Raw genomic sequence first — 16602 nt, forward strand, 5'->3', positions numbered from 1 at the left:
TTTCAGTTGCTTAACTATTGTCTAGCTAAATTGCTTTTTCATTAAAATATGTGGAATACCTGCATCCATAAATTCTTCACCTGATCGCACATAGCCCAACTTTCCATAAAACGGTTCGGCATATGTTTGCGCATTCAGCTTAGATTTCGTGATACCCTTTTCCTGCACCAATTCTTCTAACTTCAGCGTGATGACCTTGCCAAGACCGAATTTACGGAATTCTTGTAAGATACAGATTCGCTCTAGTTTTCCGTAGCCATCGACTACACGTACGCGGCCTGTTCCTACAGGTTGATCGTTATAGTACACTAAAATATGCTCACATGCAGCGTCTAGTAAGTCAAATTCATCCATTTCCTCTTCAATCGAAACGCCCTGTTCCTCTACAAAAACTTTTTTGCGAATGGCGAAGGCTGTTTGTAAATCTTCTTCTGTCGTAATTTTTATTGCGTTCATATACATTCTCCTCTAGCTGTGTTTTTTTGTTAAGCCATAGTTTCTAGTATAAAACTAGATTTGTTGAGAATCCAACAAAATTTTCACCCTAATTACATTTTTCAAAGTGTGACCAATCCACTTAACATTCCGTCTAAGTTTATAGAAACGAGGTGATGAAAGATGGAAAAAGAGGATTTAGCTAGTTGGTTTGATAATTATGGAGAAACGATCTTAACATACATACTCTTAATGGTGCGCGATTATCAACAGGCTGAAGATTTAACACAAGAAACATTCATGAAAGCTTATCGAAACAAACAATCCTTTTCCCGTCAATCTTCGATAAAGACTTGGTTATTTTCGATTGCCCATAACACAACGATTGATTATTTACGCAAAAAACATCCGTTACAGCACTTTTTAGGATTAACGACGAAAGAAATCGATCATCAAGCTTTGCCAGAGCAGGTTGTTGCGTTAAGCATTCAGAATGAAGAGCTATATCAAGCTGTCCAGAAGTTAAAACACACGTATCGCCAAGTCATCCTATTACGAAAAATCAAAGAATTTTCAACACAAGAAACAGCTGAAATTTTAAATTGGTCAGAAAGCAAAGTAAAAATGACACTAAAACGAGCATTGTCTGACCTGAAAAGTGAACTCATCAAAGGAGGCTATGAATATGAAGGATCCGTTGAATGATCAATTGAAAGAGCTTAGTGAAGTGCTTAATATCGAGGTTAAGCATCAACAAGCATTAAAGCAGCGTATTTTACTGCAGCAGACTGCTCCTAAACGTTCGTATAAAAAGTATTGGCTCGCTGTAGTTGCCATGTGCCTACTTTTCCTGTTATCACCTTTCTATTCATCGACAATGGCTAATTTAGCAGCAAAAATACTACATTTAGACATTCAACCTAGTTATTCCGAAGATCGTGCTATTAATTCTGATATAACTGGTCAAATTGTCGAACTTATCCAACAAGAGGGATATGAAGTTAGTTTTGTAGGGGCCACGCCTTCACCCTTCACAATTAAGATTGGTGTCACATTAACCAACACACCTTTAAAAGATGTAAAAAAACATCTCCAACCTATCGTGGAGACATTTTTATACGAAAATGGGATCGATGACTACAAGCTAGTTATTAGAGAAGCAGAGCAATTAGAGGAAAGGCCAAAAAGATTGTCTAAAACGAATGCCGTATATGAATCGGCAAGACAAATTGTAAAAGACGTATTTACCAAGTTTGGATTTGAGGAAGAAGCAAATTATGAGTTGGCGGGTTTAAAAGATAATTTGTATTCATATACGTTAAAAATAGATATGCCTGACCACATTAAAGAACAGGAAGACATTATCGATACAATTGAAAAGGAAATTGAGGCACATGACTTAGACATTCAAGAAATTGAGGTTACCACTTTTAATTTCAAACACCGTATGCAATCAAATCGATGGGGTTATATTGCGAGCGATATATATGATGCCCTTATCGGGAAATCACGCTATCAAGTTACTGGCCTAAGCTATAAAGTTAAAAAAGGTCACTCAAATGTTTACTTAAAGACTGACTGGGAGCAACCTCCCACAAATGAGATTACAGAAGAAATAACGAATGCAATTAATACCTACCTTCAGCTTCCTGAAGTCCAAGAACAAATGGAGAATGATCCCTATACAATAAAGTTACTACTAAAAAATGAAGATGCCTTTATCACTATTACCAACTAAACATTAGCAAATTAAATTGTAGTTATGTAATCTAGACAAAATATCAGTTAGGCTCCCAAGTTTAGGGCATTTTTTTAAGTTATCGGACATGTTTTCAAATTTATCACCCTACTTTTTATATTTATCGCCCTACTTTCCAATTTTATCGGACACATTCCTGAATTTATCGACATCCATCTTGATTTTCTAATTAGCAACAATGCCCTAGGCTATCCGCTGCCAAAAAAATTAGAACAATAAAAAAACCAACATTCTTTACTTCGAATGTTGGTTTTGTTTAGCTTCAGTTTATAGACTATTTCTGACGGGATTCTGTCATTTGCTTCCAAACAGAACCTTTCGCGTCCTCACCTTGTTCAATACGGGCAATTGCCATTTTCACTTGTAGCTTCACTTCAAATTCTTTATCATCTTCGGCAGCTTTTAGTACTTCTAACGATTTTTCTGTGCCGACTTCATATAGATACATCGCCGCACGCCAACGTACAAGCTTGTTTTTATCTTGTAATGCTTGTTGCATGGCATCTTCGAATTCTACGAAGCCAAGGTCACTCATACAGTCTCCTGCAGTTCGGCGTACCGCAGCACTTTTATCTTTCAATGCTTTTTCTAAATATGGCACAACTGCAACATCCTCAACCATGCCAAGGTAAACCGTTGCTAATCGACGAATCGACATTTGCTCATCCTCTAATGCTAATCCCAAAAGCGGTAAATCATCTACTTCCGGATCTGTCATTTGGTCGAGCAACTGGAAACGTTTTTCCCATTCAGACTGTTCAAATTGTTCTACCGTCACTTTTAATTTCTGTGGTTTCTCAAGCTTCTCTGTATTATTAATAGCATCAACAATCTCAACTAATCGTTCTTCTGAATATGTCACATCAATCTCTTGTTTTACCGTTTCTGCGATGTCCTCAAGCTCGCCGTAGCGTACGCCATAGTCAATCCATTTACGTTGGAAAATAAAGTTTTCGTCGACCGCTGTTTCCATAATTTGATTGAAGGCATTAACGAAACGCTCGCCAACGCTAACACGATGCTCTCGTTGATTGTCAAAAACCTTTACTTGCAAAGGTACTTGCTTGTAAAACTGTACATGGACGTAAACTTCACCGTAAAACTCATCCGCCACTTGTTGTTCTTCAGCTGAAACAACATCTTCACCCAATGTTTGGCGGATACTCGATAAAATACCTTCCCATGCATATTTTGCATTGCGCTCTACCGCAAAGAAGTCGGATACATGGTAAACGCCCTTAACCCCTTCAATGGCTAAAATTGCTGCCGCTTCTCCTGTGGCCTCGTCTTTATTGTCTTTTGTATAGTTGAAACTTTTACCAAATGGTAACTCCGAATCAACTACAATCTTCATAGAATTAGGACTCGGTGTTGGTTCAATTGTAATGATCTTCATATTTTTCGCTCCTTATCCGTTTACTATTTCGTCTAAATACGACCATCTTTCAATAAGCTGCTCATATTTTGCATTTAGTTCTTCAAGCTTTGCCGTTAACTCCTGTAACTTTGTAAAATCAGCGCCAGCGTTTGCAATGCCTTCCTCGGCTTCCATAATCGCCGCTTCTGTTTTTTCAATATCATCCGCCATGGTTTCCCATTCTTTTTGTTCTTTGAATGATAATTTTTTCTTCTCAGTTTTCGGCTTTTCTATTTTAGATTTTTCTACTTTTGGTGCTTCTGCCTTTACAGCTGATACCTGCTCACGTTTTAGTAAATAATCACTGTAAACATCCAATGATTCCTCAACATGCCCTTGTCCGTCTAACACCCACAGCTTTTTCGCGATTCGATCTAGGAAGAATCGGTCATGGGAAATCGTAATTACGACACCAGGGAAATGCTCGATGAAATCTTCCAGCACGCCTAACGTTTCGATATCTAAATCATTCGTCGGTTCATCTAGTAATAAAACATTTGGCTGTTCCATTAATAATTTTAATAGGTGCAGACGCTTACGTTCACCACCGGATAACTTACCAATTGGTGTACCATGTGCATTTAGTGGGAATAAAAAGCGTTCAAGCATTTGTGCAGCAGAAAAACGTACACCAGTTGCATCCGTGATATCATTCGATGCATCACGAATATATTCAATCATGCGTTCTTTTTCATTCATTTTCGGTAATGTCTGTTTAAAATGTGCGATTTTCACGGTTGAACCGACATGGATTTCACCTGTATCTGGCTGTAATTCCCCCGCTAACATTTTCAATAACGTCGATTTACCAACACCATTGGCACCAATAATCCCAATACGATCGCCCTGCTGGAGTATAAATCCAAAATCCTCGACGATTTTTTGCGTACCGAATGCCTTTGTTATTTTTTCAGCCTCTAACACTTTACGACCAAGACGAGTAGTTGCTAGTCCCATTTCAAGCGAAACATCATCTGACTTGCGCTCTAAGTTATCTTCAAGATGCTCGAAACGTTGAATACGTGCTTTTTGTTTCGTCGAACGCGCCTTGGCACCACGACGAATCCATTTTAATTCAGAACGATAACGGTTACGGTCTTTTTGTGCAGAAGCAGCGGCCATTTCCTCACGAATTGCACGTGCCTCTAAAAAGTCTCCGTAGTTGCCCGTATGACGATACATTGTTTGGTCAGCAATTTCATAAATATGTGTCGATAACTCATCTAAGAAATAACGGTCATGGGTAATGAAAATAACTGCTCCTTTTAAGCGCATCACCATTTCCTGTAGCCACTCTGTAGATTGCACATCTAAATGGTTGGTCGGCTCGTCTAATAAATAAAGGTCAGCTGGCTCAATTAACACTTTCGCTAATGCGACACGCTTTTGTTGTCCACCTGAAAGCGTCAATACATCCTTATCAAACATTTCAATACCTAGCTTTGTTAACGCGGTTTTCGCTAATGCATTGACATCCCATGCCTGCTCCTCATCCATGCGATTCTGTAAACTAAATAATGTTTTTTGCAGACTTTCAGACGTTGGATTGGCAGCGAGTGCAGCAACTGTATCTTCATATTCACGATTTAGCTTTAAGATTGGTGAATCGCCAGCAAATACTGCTTGAAGTACTGTTTCCCCGCCATTAAACGTCGGCTCCTGTGGTAAATAAGCGATTCGATATTTGTTTGGGCGATCTACCTCTATGGAATCTGCCTCTAGTTGACCAGCTAGTATAGAGAGTAACGTGGATTTACCTGTACCATTAATGCCGATTAATCCAGCACGTTCTCCTTCATAAATTGTAAACTCAATATTGTTAAAGAGCGTTTTGTCGCCCACTGTTTTCGTTAAATTTTGTACGATTAAATGACTCATTATGCTTTGCCTTCTCTTTCTTTTTGTAATTGCTCTAAAAAGCTTACCATAAATTGATGGCGTTCTTCAGCCATTTGCTTCCCTTTGTCTGTTGTCATTAAATCTTTCAACAACAATAGCTTTTCGTAAAAATGCGTCACAGATGAAGTATTTTTGCTACGGTACTCTTCCTCTGACATTTCAGTACGTACTTCTTCAGCTTCATCGTATAGTTTGCGACCCTTCGCACCACCGTAAGCAAAAGTACGTGCAATGCCAACAGCTCCGATAGCATCTAAACGATCCGCATCTCGCACAATCTTGGCTTCAACAGAAGTTGCCTCCAGTTCATGGCCTCCGTTAAACGATACCTGTGCAATACAATCTCGAATATGCTGCTTTTTCTCCTCGCTAATCTGTAGCTCGGAAATCAGTTTCTCTTCTTGCTCTTTACTATCGGTATATTTTTTATCACTTACATCATGTAAAAGTACAGCTATTTTCACGACCTCAGCGTCAGCACCAGGCTCTGTATGTAAAATCGCTAACGCATTTTGATAAACGCGCTCTATATGTTGAAAGTCATGACTAGCATCGAATCTCTCGTAAATCCCTCGTACGTTTTCAACTAATTCTTTCATAAATTACACTCATTCCTTTCCCTTTTTATATTATACTGTATTGCCAGCATCTATTGATAAACATCCACCCTGATTGTACAACAAAAGAAAATTCAAACTTTAATTGATAACGTTGAAGATATCAATTGACTTATTATTCTGAATATTGTAATATGAAATTACAGAACAGTTCCACACGTTCTGTACTCTCACTTTTTGAGTGGTGTAAAAGTTCTATGCACGAGTAAGATTGTTAATGCAAGGTTTTAAACCTTCAACGGGGATTCCAAATGTTTATTGTTTTACGCTTTCAAATCATGAACAAATTAAAGTGAACACTTTCCCTTAGCAATTAGAAATTGTAGTACTGCATAGTCTACGTACAACACTAAAATAAGTGAACAACGAGTAAGATTTGTTATCATGACCAAGTAGGATTTGACTAAATCGTAGTAATAGTGTGGTTGATTTAACGCTTAATTGACGTTACCTTCTTATGTTCTTCAATTTGAATATGTGTGAACGTAGCTTCTCGATTTAATGCTTAAATTGGTCACCAACTAACTTCTATGATTTTGCCAGCCATCCGTATTATCCGAGTCATGATTGCAAAAAAGAAATGTCGTTTAGGCAACGATTTTTACCGAAAATAAGAAAATATTTTGTAAGCGCATGCTTTAGAACGTATCGCGTTAGAAGGAAGTAGGAAATAAGTTGATGTTACGTAATACCCTCCCGTTGAAGGAACAATAAAAGCTGCCCATCTAGAAATTAGATGTTGGCAGCTTTTATTTTTTCTAAACTTTAATATGGCTCTTTACCAAAATATGTGCTTGACTTAAAAACTATGTAAGCACATGGAACGAAAGGCGGCGACTCCTTGGGGATTAGCGAACAGCTTGAGACCCCGCAGGAGCGGTGTTTTTTGCGACGAAAGCAAAGCGTCAGGAGTATAAGTGACGAGGAGGCTCAAGGCTCGCCCCCAGGAAGCTCTTGCTCTGCGCGAAAACGAAGCGTCGGCGGCAAAGCGTCCGCCTGTAGTGGAATGTGCTGTCAAGTGCAGATTTTGTTCTAGAGCCTTTAAAAGTATTATTGATATTTATTAAGAGTAATATAAATTTCTTTAATAGCTAGTAGTTGCTTGGCGCGGAAGTGCGAGACTCCTACGGGAAACCGAGACAGTTGAGACCCCGCAGGAGTGAAGAATGAACGACGAGGAGGCTTGACGCTCGCCCGTGGAAAGCGAGTGCTGGAGCGGAAAGCAGCTACCACTTTATTAGATGGGGATAAATGTTTGTAAATTTGAAGATTGTGAGTAATCATTTATTAGTAGGTTCAATTGTATTACCCTAATGGTGTAGTACAACACTTAGTGGTTTTTTGCATACTCTTATTCAGTAATTGAATAGAACGTATAACCATCTCTTTCTCTTCTTGACTCATGTTAGAGAAAACATCATCTAAATACTGATTCATTTGTTGATTGATGTTTTCTGCAACTTCTTTTCCTTCCTCGGTGAGTGATAAAATGGAAATTCTCCGGTCTTTCGGATCAGGTTTTTTAGAAATTAGATTTAGTTTGATTAACGATTGTACCTGTCTACTAAAGGTTGTAATGTCTGTACCTAAACTTTCTGCCACTTGTTGGATAGAAGGTTGATACTGATGTTCAACCTCATATAGAATGTGACTCTGTACAAGAGAAATATTGTGACCACAAGCTTGACAACAATCTTTATTTAAAAAGCCAAAGCGTCGACTAAAGACTTGGAAAAGCTCTCGTAAATTTTGTTCCACTACAAATCACCTCTTTTTTTGTACGTTGTATAACCCTTGTAAGTTACGAATATTATTTTGAATATAAAACAATTATTTGCAAATTGCAAGTAATTGCTGATAATATAAGGTACAGCTACTATTATTAACTTTTCACACTACATGTTTTCGAGGAATGCACATGAAAAAAATTGATTTAACTACTGGGAAAGAACTTTCAGTTATCCCCCTTTTGTCTATACCGTTAATAGGAAGTTCCTTATTACAATTTTTATATAACTTTATTGATATGCTCTTTGTTGGTGGACTCGGGCCTGATGCTATTGCATCTGTGGGATCTGCAAGTTTTTTTATTAACTTAGGGTATTCAATCCAAGCAATGATTGTTGTTGGTGGAAGTATAAAAATTGCTCATTCAATTGGAAGTAAAAATGATTTAGAGAGTACCTCCTATATCGGGATTTCCCTGTTTTTAAACTTACTCATAGGAATTTTAACGATACTCGGATTCTTATTCTTTGGAAATCAACTTTTAGGCTTTTTGGACTTACAAAATCATGCCGTTCAATTCAATGCCTACCAATACTTAGCCATATCTGGATTTGCACTGTTTTTTTCTTATTTCAACACATTTTTCATTAGAATGTTTAGTAGTTTCGGGAATAATAAACAGAGCTTCTATATTAGTGCTTTTGGACTTTTACTTAATATCATTCTAGATCCAATTTTCATCTATACATTGGAATGGGGAGTAATTGGGGCCGCAATTGCCACGTTAATAGCACAATTACTTATGTTTATTTTGTTTATATATCTAGCCAGAAAAATTTTATTTCAAAAAGATATTATTAAAATAAATTACCATAAAGCATTAGAAATAATAAAACTAGGCATTCCAATGTCAACACAACGTGTACTTTTTACCGTAATAAACATTATTTTAGCTAAATTTATCGCTTCTTATGGAACAGATGCAGTTGCTGCACAAAAAATTGGTCTACAAATTGAATCTGTTACTTTTATTGTAATGGGGAGCTTAAATGGCGCTGTAAGCAGCTTTATCGGTCAAAACTTCGGAGCAAAAAAGTATCTTAGAATCCTAAATGGTTACCGTATAAGTTTACTGTTAGGCGTTTCATATGCCCTTCTCACGAGCGTAGTCTTTATCTTCTTCTCTGAGGAATTAGCTCAACTATTTACTAACGATACAGAGACGATTGCTATCACATCATCCTATTTAATCATTATAGGCTTATCTCAAATATTCATGGCTATGGAGATGATTTGCAATGGTGTATATACAGGTATAGGACTTCCTAAAATACCTTCAACTATATCAATTGTGTTTACTCTTATGCGAATACCTTTAGCATTATTCCTTATTCCTATCTTCGGATTAAACGGTATTTGGTTGAGCATCGCAATATCTTCTTTTGTAAAAGGCATATTATCAATCGTAATTTTAAACGTACTATTTAGGAGGAAATACAAAAATGAGATGTAGTCTATTTTCCAATCTTTCAAATAAACAAATATTAGATGCTAACTTCGGGATTGAAAGAGAAGGATTGCGTGTTACTAGCAGAGGTATACTTTCTTTAACCCCTCACCCTGAAGTTTTTGGTGATAAAAAAGAAAACCCTTATATCACGACCGATTTTTCTGAAAGTCAATTAGAGTTTGTCACACCAGTATTTCATAATACAAGTGATGCCATTGATTTTTTGGATTCTTTGTATAACATAGCTGCATTGGAACTGGATAATGAGTTTATTTGGCCACAATCGATGCCTGCTGTAACGCCAGAAGATCAAGATATTCCAATCGCTACTTTCTCTAATCATGGAAAAGATGAGCGCTATCGGGCGTATTTAGAACAAAAATATGGAGGAAAAAAACAACTAATTTCAGGTATCCATATCAATTTCTCTTTAGGTGAAAAATTGATAGAAGCTTTATATAGCAAATCTAAAAAGCAAATTTCACTACATGATTTTAAACAAAAACTATATTTAAAACTTACGCGTAACTATTTACGTTATCATTGGCTTTTAGTATATTTTCTCGGTGCCACAAATATTATTCATAAAACATATGAACAACAGTGTGTAGAAAAACTTCAAGAAATTTCTGGGGAAACGTACTCTAATGAAAAAGCAATCTCCTATAGAAACAGTATCTGTGGTTATCAAAATAAAGAATTCATTCGACTCGATTATTCTTCCATTGATCATTATGTTCATTCAATAAATTCTTATATTCATAAAGGTGTGCTTGAAGATATAAGGGAGTTATATTCACAAATACGCTTAAAAAGTAAAGGAACCCCCTACTCGGGTGAAAATTTACTTAACAATGGTATTGAATATTTAGAGATTCGCACGATCGATATTAATCCTTTTGTAAAGAGTGGATTATCTGTTGAGGACCTAAATTTCATACATCTATTTTTATTATATTGTTTAGAAAAAGACGAACCTATATATGATGATTGGCAACTTGAGAGTGAACAAAACAGCAAAAAGGTAGCTATTGAAGGACAAAATCTTCAACTAGCTCTCCTTCAAAATGGTTCAACCACTTCATTACAAAGTTGGGGTATTGACATTATTCATGAACTTCTTGAGATGAATCAACAGTACGGACTCCCCTTTACTAATCTGCTCAAAGAAAAAGAGGAATTACTAACTGACTATCAAAAGACATATTCTTATCGCCTTGCTAGACTATGCAAAGAAAAAGGTTTTATAAAAACTCATTTGGAACTAGCAAAAAAACATAAAAAAGAAGCTTTCTTAGAACGATTCAAGTTAAAGCCTTATACAGATATGGAGCTTTCCACTCAAATACTTTTGAAAGAAAGTATTAAAAGGGGTATTCATTTCCACATTTTAGATCGAAAAGAGAATTTTATAGAATTAACCAAAGGGGAAAATAAACAATACATTAAACAAGCAACCAAAACAAGTAAAGATCAGTATGTCGCTGTATTAATCATGGAAAATAAAAGTGTGACTAAGCAAATTCTTAAGAGAAATAACATCGTTGTTCCTGAAGGCGATGAGTTTTTCGATATTACTTCTGCTAAGGAATCACTTGGTAGTTGGATTGGTGTCCCACTTGTCATAAAACCGAAATCAACAAATTTTGGTTTAGGCATATCGATTTTTCCGAATGGGGCGCATGAAGAAGATTTAATCAAAGGTTTAGAAATAGCTTTTAGTGAAGATTCCACTATTCTTATTGAACCTTTTATTAAAGGAAAAGAATATCGTTTCCTCGTGATTGGCGATGAAACAGTTGCTGTCTTGCATAGAGTCCCTGCCAATGTTACGGGAGATGGCACATCAACGATTCAACAACTAATCAGCCAAAAAAACGAAGATCCATTAAGAGGTAAAGGGTACAAAACCCCTTTGGAGAAGATTGAAATAGATGAAAACATGAAGCTCTTCTTGCAACAAAAAGGACTTACAATTTATACAGTTCTTCCTAAAGGTGAATGTCAATATTTACGTGAGAACTCTAATATCTCAACTGGTGGAGACAGTATTGATGTTACAGATCAAGTACCAGAAGTATTTAAACAAATTGCTGTTGAAGCATCACAAGCAGTAGGCGCAAAGATTTGTGGAGTGGATATGATGATAGAAGATTTTGAAGATGAACACTCTTCTTATGCAATTATCGAATTGAATTTTAATCCTGCAATCCATATTCATTCTTACCCCTACCAAGGGACAGAAAGAAATGTAGCAATAAAAATCCTTGAACTTGTTGAATTAATTTAAGAACAAAGAAAATCGTAGCGAAATTCGTTGCGATTTTTCTATAATAAAAAGCCACCTCAATAATTTGAGATGACTCTTGTAATTTCTTATTTAGAACAATCCTACCGCATTCCCGTCGTTATCAACATCCATACGTAGTGCAGCTGGTGCTTTTGGTAATCCTGGCATTGTCATGATGTCACCAGTTAGGCACACTAAGAAGCCTGCGCCAAGTTTTGGAATGACTTCACGAATTGTAATTGTAAAGCCTTCTGGTCGACCAAGTAAACTTGGTTGGTCAGATAAAGAATATTGTGTTTTTGCCATACATATCGGCAGAACGTCCCAACCGAATTTTTCGATTTGAGCAATTTGTTTTTTCGCTTGATCTGTAAAGTTAACGTCTTTTCCACCGTATACTTTTTGCACGATTGTACGTACTTTTTCTTCAATCGAATCTGTTACTTCATATAATGGTGCGAAGTTATTTTCTTCCTCAATTACAGCTAGCACTTGCTCAGCTAGTGCAATACCACCTTTTCCGCCCTCTTCCCAGACGTTAGTGCGAGCAATACGTACATTTTGCTCTTTGCACCAGTTCAGAACCGCTTCAAGCTCAGCTTCTGTATCTGTGATGAAACGATTTAATGCAATGATCGGTTCAACGCCAAATGCACGAACTGTTTCCACATGTTTCGCTAAGTTTGCGATACCTTTTAATAGTGCATCTACGTTTTCTCCAACTAGTTCTGTTTTCGCAACGCCACCATGCATTTTAAGCGCACGGATTGTAGCTACAATTACGACTGCACTCGGTTTAAAGCCAGCTTCGCGCGCTTTAATGTTCATGAACTTTTCAGCACCTAAGTCAGCAGCAAAACCTGCTTCTGTTACAACGATATCTGCTAATTTACGAGCGGTTTGAGTCGCCATAATTGAGTTACAGCCATGTGCGATATTCGCAAATGGGCCACCGTGAATAATCGCAGGCGTGCCTTCTAACGTTTGTACTAAGTTTGGCTTGAATGCGTCTTTTAACAGTAGCGTTAATGCGCCTTCTACTTGTAAATCACGAACAAATACAGGCTCACGATTGAATGTGTAACCAATAACGATATTTGATAAACGTTCACGTAAATCATCAATACTTGTTGCTAAGCAGAACACAGCCATAATTTCCGATGCAACCGTAATGTCAAAGCCGTCCTCACGTGGCATTCCTTGAACAGGACCACCTAGACCAACTACGACTTTACGAAGTGCGCGGTCATTTAAATCCATTACTCGTTTCCAAATGATACGACGAGGATCAATGTTTAATACATTGCCTTGGTGAATATGATTGTCGATAAAGGCTGATAATGCATTATTGGCTGTTGTGATTGCATGAAGGTCTCCAGTAAAGTGCAAGTTAATGTCCTCCATTGGGACAACCTGTGCGTAGCCGCCACCAGTTGCGCCACCTTTAACGCCCATGACTGGACCTAATGAAGGTTCACGTAAAGCCACCATTACATTTTTATTTAATTGGTGTATGGCATCTGCCAGACCAACAGTAACCGTTGATTTCCCTTCGCCCGCTGGTGTTGGGCTAATCGCTGTCACTAAGACAACTTTTGCGTCTGCAGCCTGTGCTACAATTTTTAATGGGTCGATTTTTGCTTTATAACGACCATATTGCTCTAGCGCATCCTCGGGAATACCCGCTGCTTTCGCAATTTCTGTAATAGGCCTCATAACTGCTTGACTAGCAATTTCTAAATCTGATAATGGTTTATTTGTTGTTGTCATTATGATACCTACTTTCTCTATTGTTCACACTCAATTATAAGCTATTTTGAAATTAATCAAAGTCAATTATGCAAAATTTCGACAATCATTTGACAACTCCCCTCAATTCCTGTATCTTCTAAGAGAAAATGCAATTATCACATTTTTCAAAATACAATACTTATTTTCAAGCGCATTGGAGGCGAACGCTTATGCAACAAGGAATCGTAAAGTGGTTCAACAACGAAAAGGGTTATGGATTTATTGAATGTGATGATGGAGAAGATGTATTCGTACATTTTACGGGCATTCAAGAAGAAGGCTTCCGAACACTTGAAGATGGACAAAAAGTATCATTTGATGTAATTGAGGGTATTCGTGGTCCTCAAGCATCTAATGTGGTGAAATTATAAGCATAAAGGCATCTGCATACACACGGTATGAGATGCCTTCTTTTTATGGATTGATGTAGTACAATGCGTGTGGGAACATGATTGTTTGTTTCTCTCTAGTTGGATCCTTGAGCGTCACTGCAAATGGCCCCTCTTCGTTATCCGCTATAACCACACTATTGCCATAGAAATCTAGGCGCATATTGGGTAATTGCAAAGAAGTATATTCTTCTTGCACGATAGCCTGTGGAATCTGTAGTACTTCTTGCCAAAGCGCGACTGTTTCCGCCACATTTCTAGCAACAAATAGTACGGACGTCATCTCGATGGATTGCTTCGTATCCAGTGCACCACTTTTTTCAAGCTGTGCGATACGTTCCTCATCCCCATCAGCCCACTCAATGAAAAACGGAAAATCAAGTGCTTGGTCAGGTTTGCCAAAATGTAGTAACTTCCATTCCACTAGTGAGCCATCAGGACGTGTTCGACTACATGCATCAGGCCCATAAACTTCAAAACCTAGAGCACGTAAACGCTCTGCCTCCCCTTCGATATTTGTCGTGCGCAGTGCAATACGAGAAAAGCCAAATCGTTCATGATTCCGCTTAAACGTATGGTGCAATGAATACGGTAATTTCGCTGCTTCCTCAAATAAGGCGCGGTCATATACCGCAATTTGTTCAATATACGTTAAGCCAAAATAGCTCAACGTGTTATAGGTTCCCCACATTGTATGTTGCCCACCGTTAACGGTCTGGATAGTATGCTTGTTTAAAAACATTTTAGTGTCCTCTGGTGATTGTACTTGCTGCACCAGATGGTCGAATTGTAAACTCATCCCACTTCCCCCTTTTCCTCACTATAACATACACTTTACCTATTTGTTTAATTGGTTTAAAATGAAAATAAGTTTGAAAGCTGCAAAAGTGCTCCTGATCAAAACTATCAGACCAATTACGTAGGGAACTCTTAGCGCAAATGCCGTATGATTATCATAAAATAAGATGAGGTGATTAGTATGACTGAAAAAGTTTTTGCATTTAAGCAAGCATTAGGTAATTATCCAACGGGCGTGACTGTTGTGACAGCCTTAAATAGCGCAAATGAACCGATAGGCTTAACGGTTAATTCGTTTGCATCTGTTTCAATCGAACCACTGCTAATTTTATGGTCGCTCGATAAAAAATCAAAACTACATGAAGACTTTTTGGCTGCAAAAAACTTTGCGGTCAATATTCTAGCAAGTGATCAAGCTCAGCTATGTGGGTTATTTGCAAGTAAAGAAGACCGTTTTACACAAGCAAACTGGTCTACTTCAACATTAAATCTACCTATTTTATCGGATACCTTATCCGTTTTACAATGTGAAGCATTCAAGCAAGTGGATGCTGGTGACCATACGATTTTCATCGGACATGTCGTTGAAATTGACAACAATGACAAAGAACCACTGCTCTATCATCGTCGTCAACTCGGACCAATCCCTTCAAGTTTTTACGAAAAATAATATGCACTTCATGATATAAATAAGTAAGCCCGACATGCGTTATTAAAAGTTGTGCATAATAAGGAACTCCATTAATCAGGAGTTCTTTTTTTGTGGGGAAAAATTCGAACCTACATATGAATCCTGCTGGAAAGCAAGTCAGGCAAGACCTTCACAGCGCGTTTTCATACAAAAAGAGTGTAGGATTTGTCTGCACGCACATATTTCGGTATAGAGCCAAAAATAAAAAGGTTCTTTCTATAACAATAATAATATAATAAAAATCAATAATAAATTATCGCAAAACGATAAAACAAGAGTTATAATGAAATGAACAATAAATAAGTGAGGTAATTTATATGAACCGAGGAACAACAATTTTTTTAAAGATCGCTGTTATTCTTATTGGAATCCCAGTTCTTGCTTTGTGCATCTTTTTGGTGCCTGAGATAGCAAATTTTGCAGCAGAATTGTATCCTGATAGCGCTTATTTGAAATATCTCATTTTTATCGATTTGTATGCGACAGCGATACCTTTTTATTTTGCTCTGTATCAAGCTTTTAAACTTTTAAGCTATATTGACAAGAATAAAGCTTTCTCGGAATTATCTGTAAAATCTTTAAAGAATATAAAATACAGTGCTTTCAGTATCAGTATCTTGTATGTGCTTGGTATGCCACTCTTTTATCTCATTGCGGAGATGGACGACGCCCCAGGTATCATAGTAATCGGAATGGTCATGATTTTTGCTTCATTTGTGATTGCAATCTTTGCCGCTGTTCTACAAAAGCTATTAAAAGAGGCGATTGATATAAAATCAGAAAATGATTTAACGGTCTGAGGTGAATTACATGGCGATTATTATTAATATTGATGTGATGTTGGCTAAAAGGAAAATGAGCGTAACAGAACTGTCCGGAAGGGTTGGAATAACTATGGCTAACCTTTCGATATTGAAAAATGAAAAGGCTAAAGCAATTCGATTCTCAACATTAGAGGCGATTTGTAAGGCTTTAGAATGTCAGCCTGGAGATATTTTAGAATACAAAAGTGACGAAGACAGTCAGGTTTGATGGCAATCTTCAACTAACAAGACCAACATTATAAAGTTAAAACGCTTGGGGTTCTTTGAAATACCCTAAGCGTTTTTGTGTTCTAATACTATTGTTATCGTGTTTGTTAATTGATGTGTCATTTACATGGTTGTTTAGCTATTTCTCCTTATTAAAAGAACTACTAACTTTATTCGGTAGTTCCTTTTTTGCTATCGGCTTCATTTAAAATTACCCACAGACATTTTAATAAAAACGACCTCGTCC

The 16602-nt window shown here is 37.2% G+C and carries 14 protein-coding genes and 1 pseudogene; 8 read left to right on the forward strand and 7 right to left on the reverse strand.

All coding sequences use genetic code 11. The annotated features are described in order from the left end of the window. Nucleotides 1-21: 21 nt before the first annotated feature. Nucleotides 22-456 carry a GNAT family N-acetyltransferase gene (locus tag AEA09_RS10135; protein WP_053583719.1) on the reverse strand — a complete coding sequence of 145 codons (435 nt, stop codon included), beginning with the start codon at nt 454-456 and terminating at the stop codon, nt 22-24. 162 nt (nt 457-618) lie between these two features. On the opposite strand from AEA09_RS10135, the gene AEA09_RS10140 reads away from it, so the two are divergent. After that, complete coding sequence (locus AEA09_RS10140; protein WP_053583720.1) at nt 619-1140, forward strand: RNA polymerase sigma factor; 522 nt, start codon at nt 619-621, stop codon at nt 1138-1140. Continuing rightward, nucleotides 1121-2173 carry a DUF4030 domain-containing protein gene (locus AEA09_RS10145; protein ID WP_053583721.1) on the forward strand — a complete coding sequence of 351 codons (1053 nt, stop codon included), beginning with the start codon at nt 1121-1123 and terminating at the stop codon, nt 2171-2173. The genes AEA09_RS10140 and AEA09_RS10145 overlap by 20 nt, the downstream gene beginning before the upstream one ends. A gap of 295 nt (nt 2174-2468) precedes the next feature. Here AEA09_RS10145 and AEA09_RS10150 read toward each other — a convergent pair whose 3' ends face one another. The 4 genes from AEA09_RS10150 to AEA09_RS10165 form a co-directional block, all read right to left on the reverse strand. Then, nucleotides 2469-3590 (reverse strand): conserved virulence factor C family protein, encoded by a 1122-nt coding sequence (locus AEA09_RS10150; RefSeq protein WP_053583722.1) that lies wholly within the window; start codon nt 3588-3590, stop codon nt 2469-2471. A gap of 12 nt (nt 3591-3602) precedes the next feature. After that, entirely contained in the window at nt 3603-5489 is a 1887-nt protein-coding gene (locus tag AEA09_RS10155; RefSeq protein WP_053583723.1) for an ABC-F family ATP-binding cassette domain-containing protein, read from the reverse strand. Beyond that, nucleotides 5489-6109, reverse strand: a complete 621-nt coding sequence (locus AEA09_RS10160; RefSeq protein ID WP_053583724.1) for an HD domain-containing protein — start codon at nt 6107-6109, stop codon at nt 5489-5491. The genes AEA09_RS10155 and AEA09_RS10160 overlap by 1 nt, the downstream gene beginning before the upstream one ends. Before the next feature lie 1323 nt (nt 6110-7432). Then, nucleotides 7433-7885, reverse strand: coding sequence for a MarR family winged helix-turn-helix transcriptional regulator (locus AEA09_RS10165; RefSeq protein ID WP_053583725.1), 453 nt, complete (start codon nt 7883-7885; stop codon nt 7433-7435). 133 nt (nt 7886-8018) lie between these two features. Between AEA09_RS10165 and AEA09_RS10170 the strand changes: the two are divergent. Together AEA09_RS10170 and gshAB are read left to right on the forward strand one after the other, a co-directional pair. Then, nucleotides 8019-9368: pseudogene (locus tag AEA09_RS10170) on the forward strand (MATE family efflux transporter); the annotation flags it as partial. Then, on the forward strand, nt 9358-11655 hold the full coding sequence (gene gshAB / locus AEA09_RS10175; protein ID WP_053583727.1) for a bifunctional glutamate--cysteine ligase GshA/glutathione synthetase GshB: 2298 nt from the start codon (nt 9358-9360) through the stop codon (nt 11653-11655). The pseudogene AEA09_RS10170 and the gene gshAB, both read left to right, overlap by 11 nt. A 90-nt stretch (nt 11656-11745) precedes the next feature. On the opposite strand, the gene AEA09_RS10180 is transcribed toward gshAB, so the two are convergent. After that, nucleotides 11746-13425, reverse strand: coding sequence for a formate--tetrahydrofolate ligase (locus tag AEA09_RS10180; RefSeq protein WP_053583728.1), 1680 nt, complete (start codon nt 13423-13425; stop codon nt 11746-11748). 191 nt (nt 13426-13616) lie between these two features. On the opposite strand from AEA09_RS10180, the gene AEA09_RS10185 reads away from it, so the two are divergent. Then, the gene (locus AEA09_RS10185; RefSeq protein ID WP_053583729.1) at nt 13617-13817 is read left to right on the forward strand and encodes a cold-shock protein; all 201 of its coding nucleotides are present in this window, start codon (nt 13617-13619) and stop codon (nt 13815-13817) included. Nucleotides 13818-13860: 43 nt separating this feature from the next. On the opposite strand, the gene AEA09_RS10190 is transcribed toward AEA09_RS10185, so the two are convergent. Then, the gene (locus AEA09_RS10190; protein WP_053583730.1) at nt 13861-14634 is read right to left on the reverse strand and encodes a VOC family protein; all 774 of its coding nucleotides are present in this window, start codon (nt 14632-14634) and stop codon (nt 13861-13863) included. Between the two features lie 180 nt (nt 14635-14814). Between AEA09_RS10190 and AEA09_RS10195 the strand changes: the two genes are divergently transcribed. The 3 genes from AEA09_RS10195 (at nt 14815) to AEA09_RS10205 (ending at nt 16356) form a co-directional block, all read left to right on the forward strand. Beyond that, nucleotides 14815-15303, forward strand: a complete 489-nt coding sequence (locus AEA09_RS10195; protein WP_053583731.1) for a flavin reductase family protein — start codon at nt 14815-14817, stop codon at nt 15301-15303. 338 nt (nt 15304-15641) lie between these two features. Further along, nucleotides 15642-16124: a DUF2975 domain-containing protein gene (locus tag AEA09_RS10200; RefSeq protein WP_053583732.1), complete on the forward strand. Its 483-nt coding sequence runs from the start codon at nt 15642-15644 to the stop codon at nt 16122-16124. A 10-nt stretch (nt 16125-16134) separates the two neighbouring features. Beyond that, a complete protein-coding gene (locus AEA09_RS10205; RefSeq protein WP_053583733.1) occupies nt 16135-16356 on the forward strand; it encodes a helix-turn-helix domain-containing protein in 222 nt (73 codons plus the stop codon). The last annotated feature ends 246 nt before the right edge of the window (nt 16357-16602 follow it).

It is taken from the genome of Lysinibacillus contaminans, assembly GCF_001278945.1.
GTDB classification, from domain to species: domain Bacteria; phylum Bacillota; class Bacilli; order Bacillales_A; family Planococcaceae; genus Lysinibacillus; species Lysinibacillus contaminans.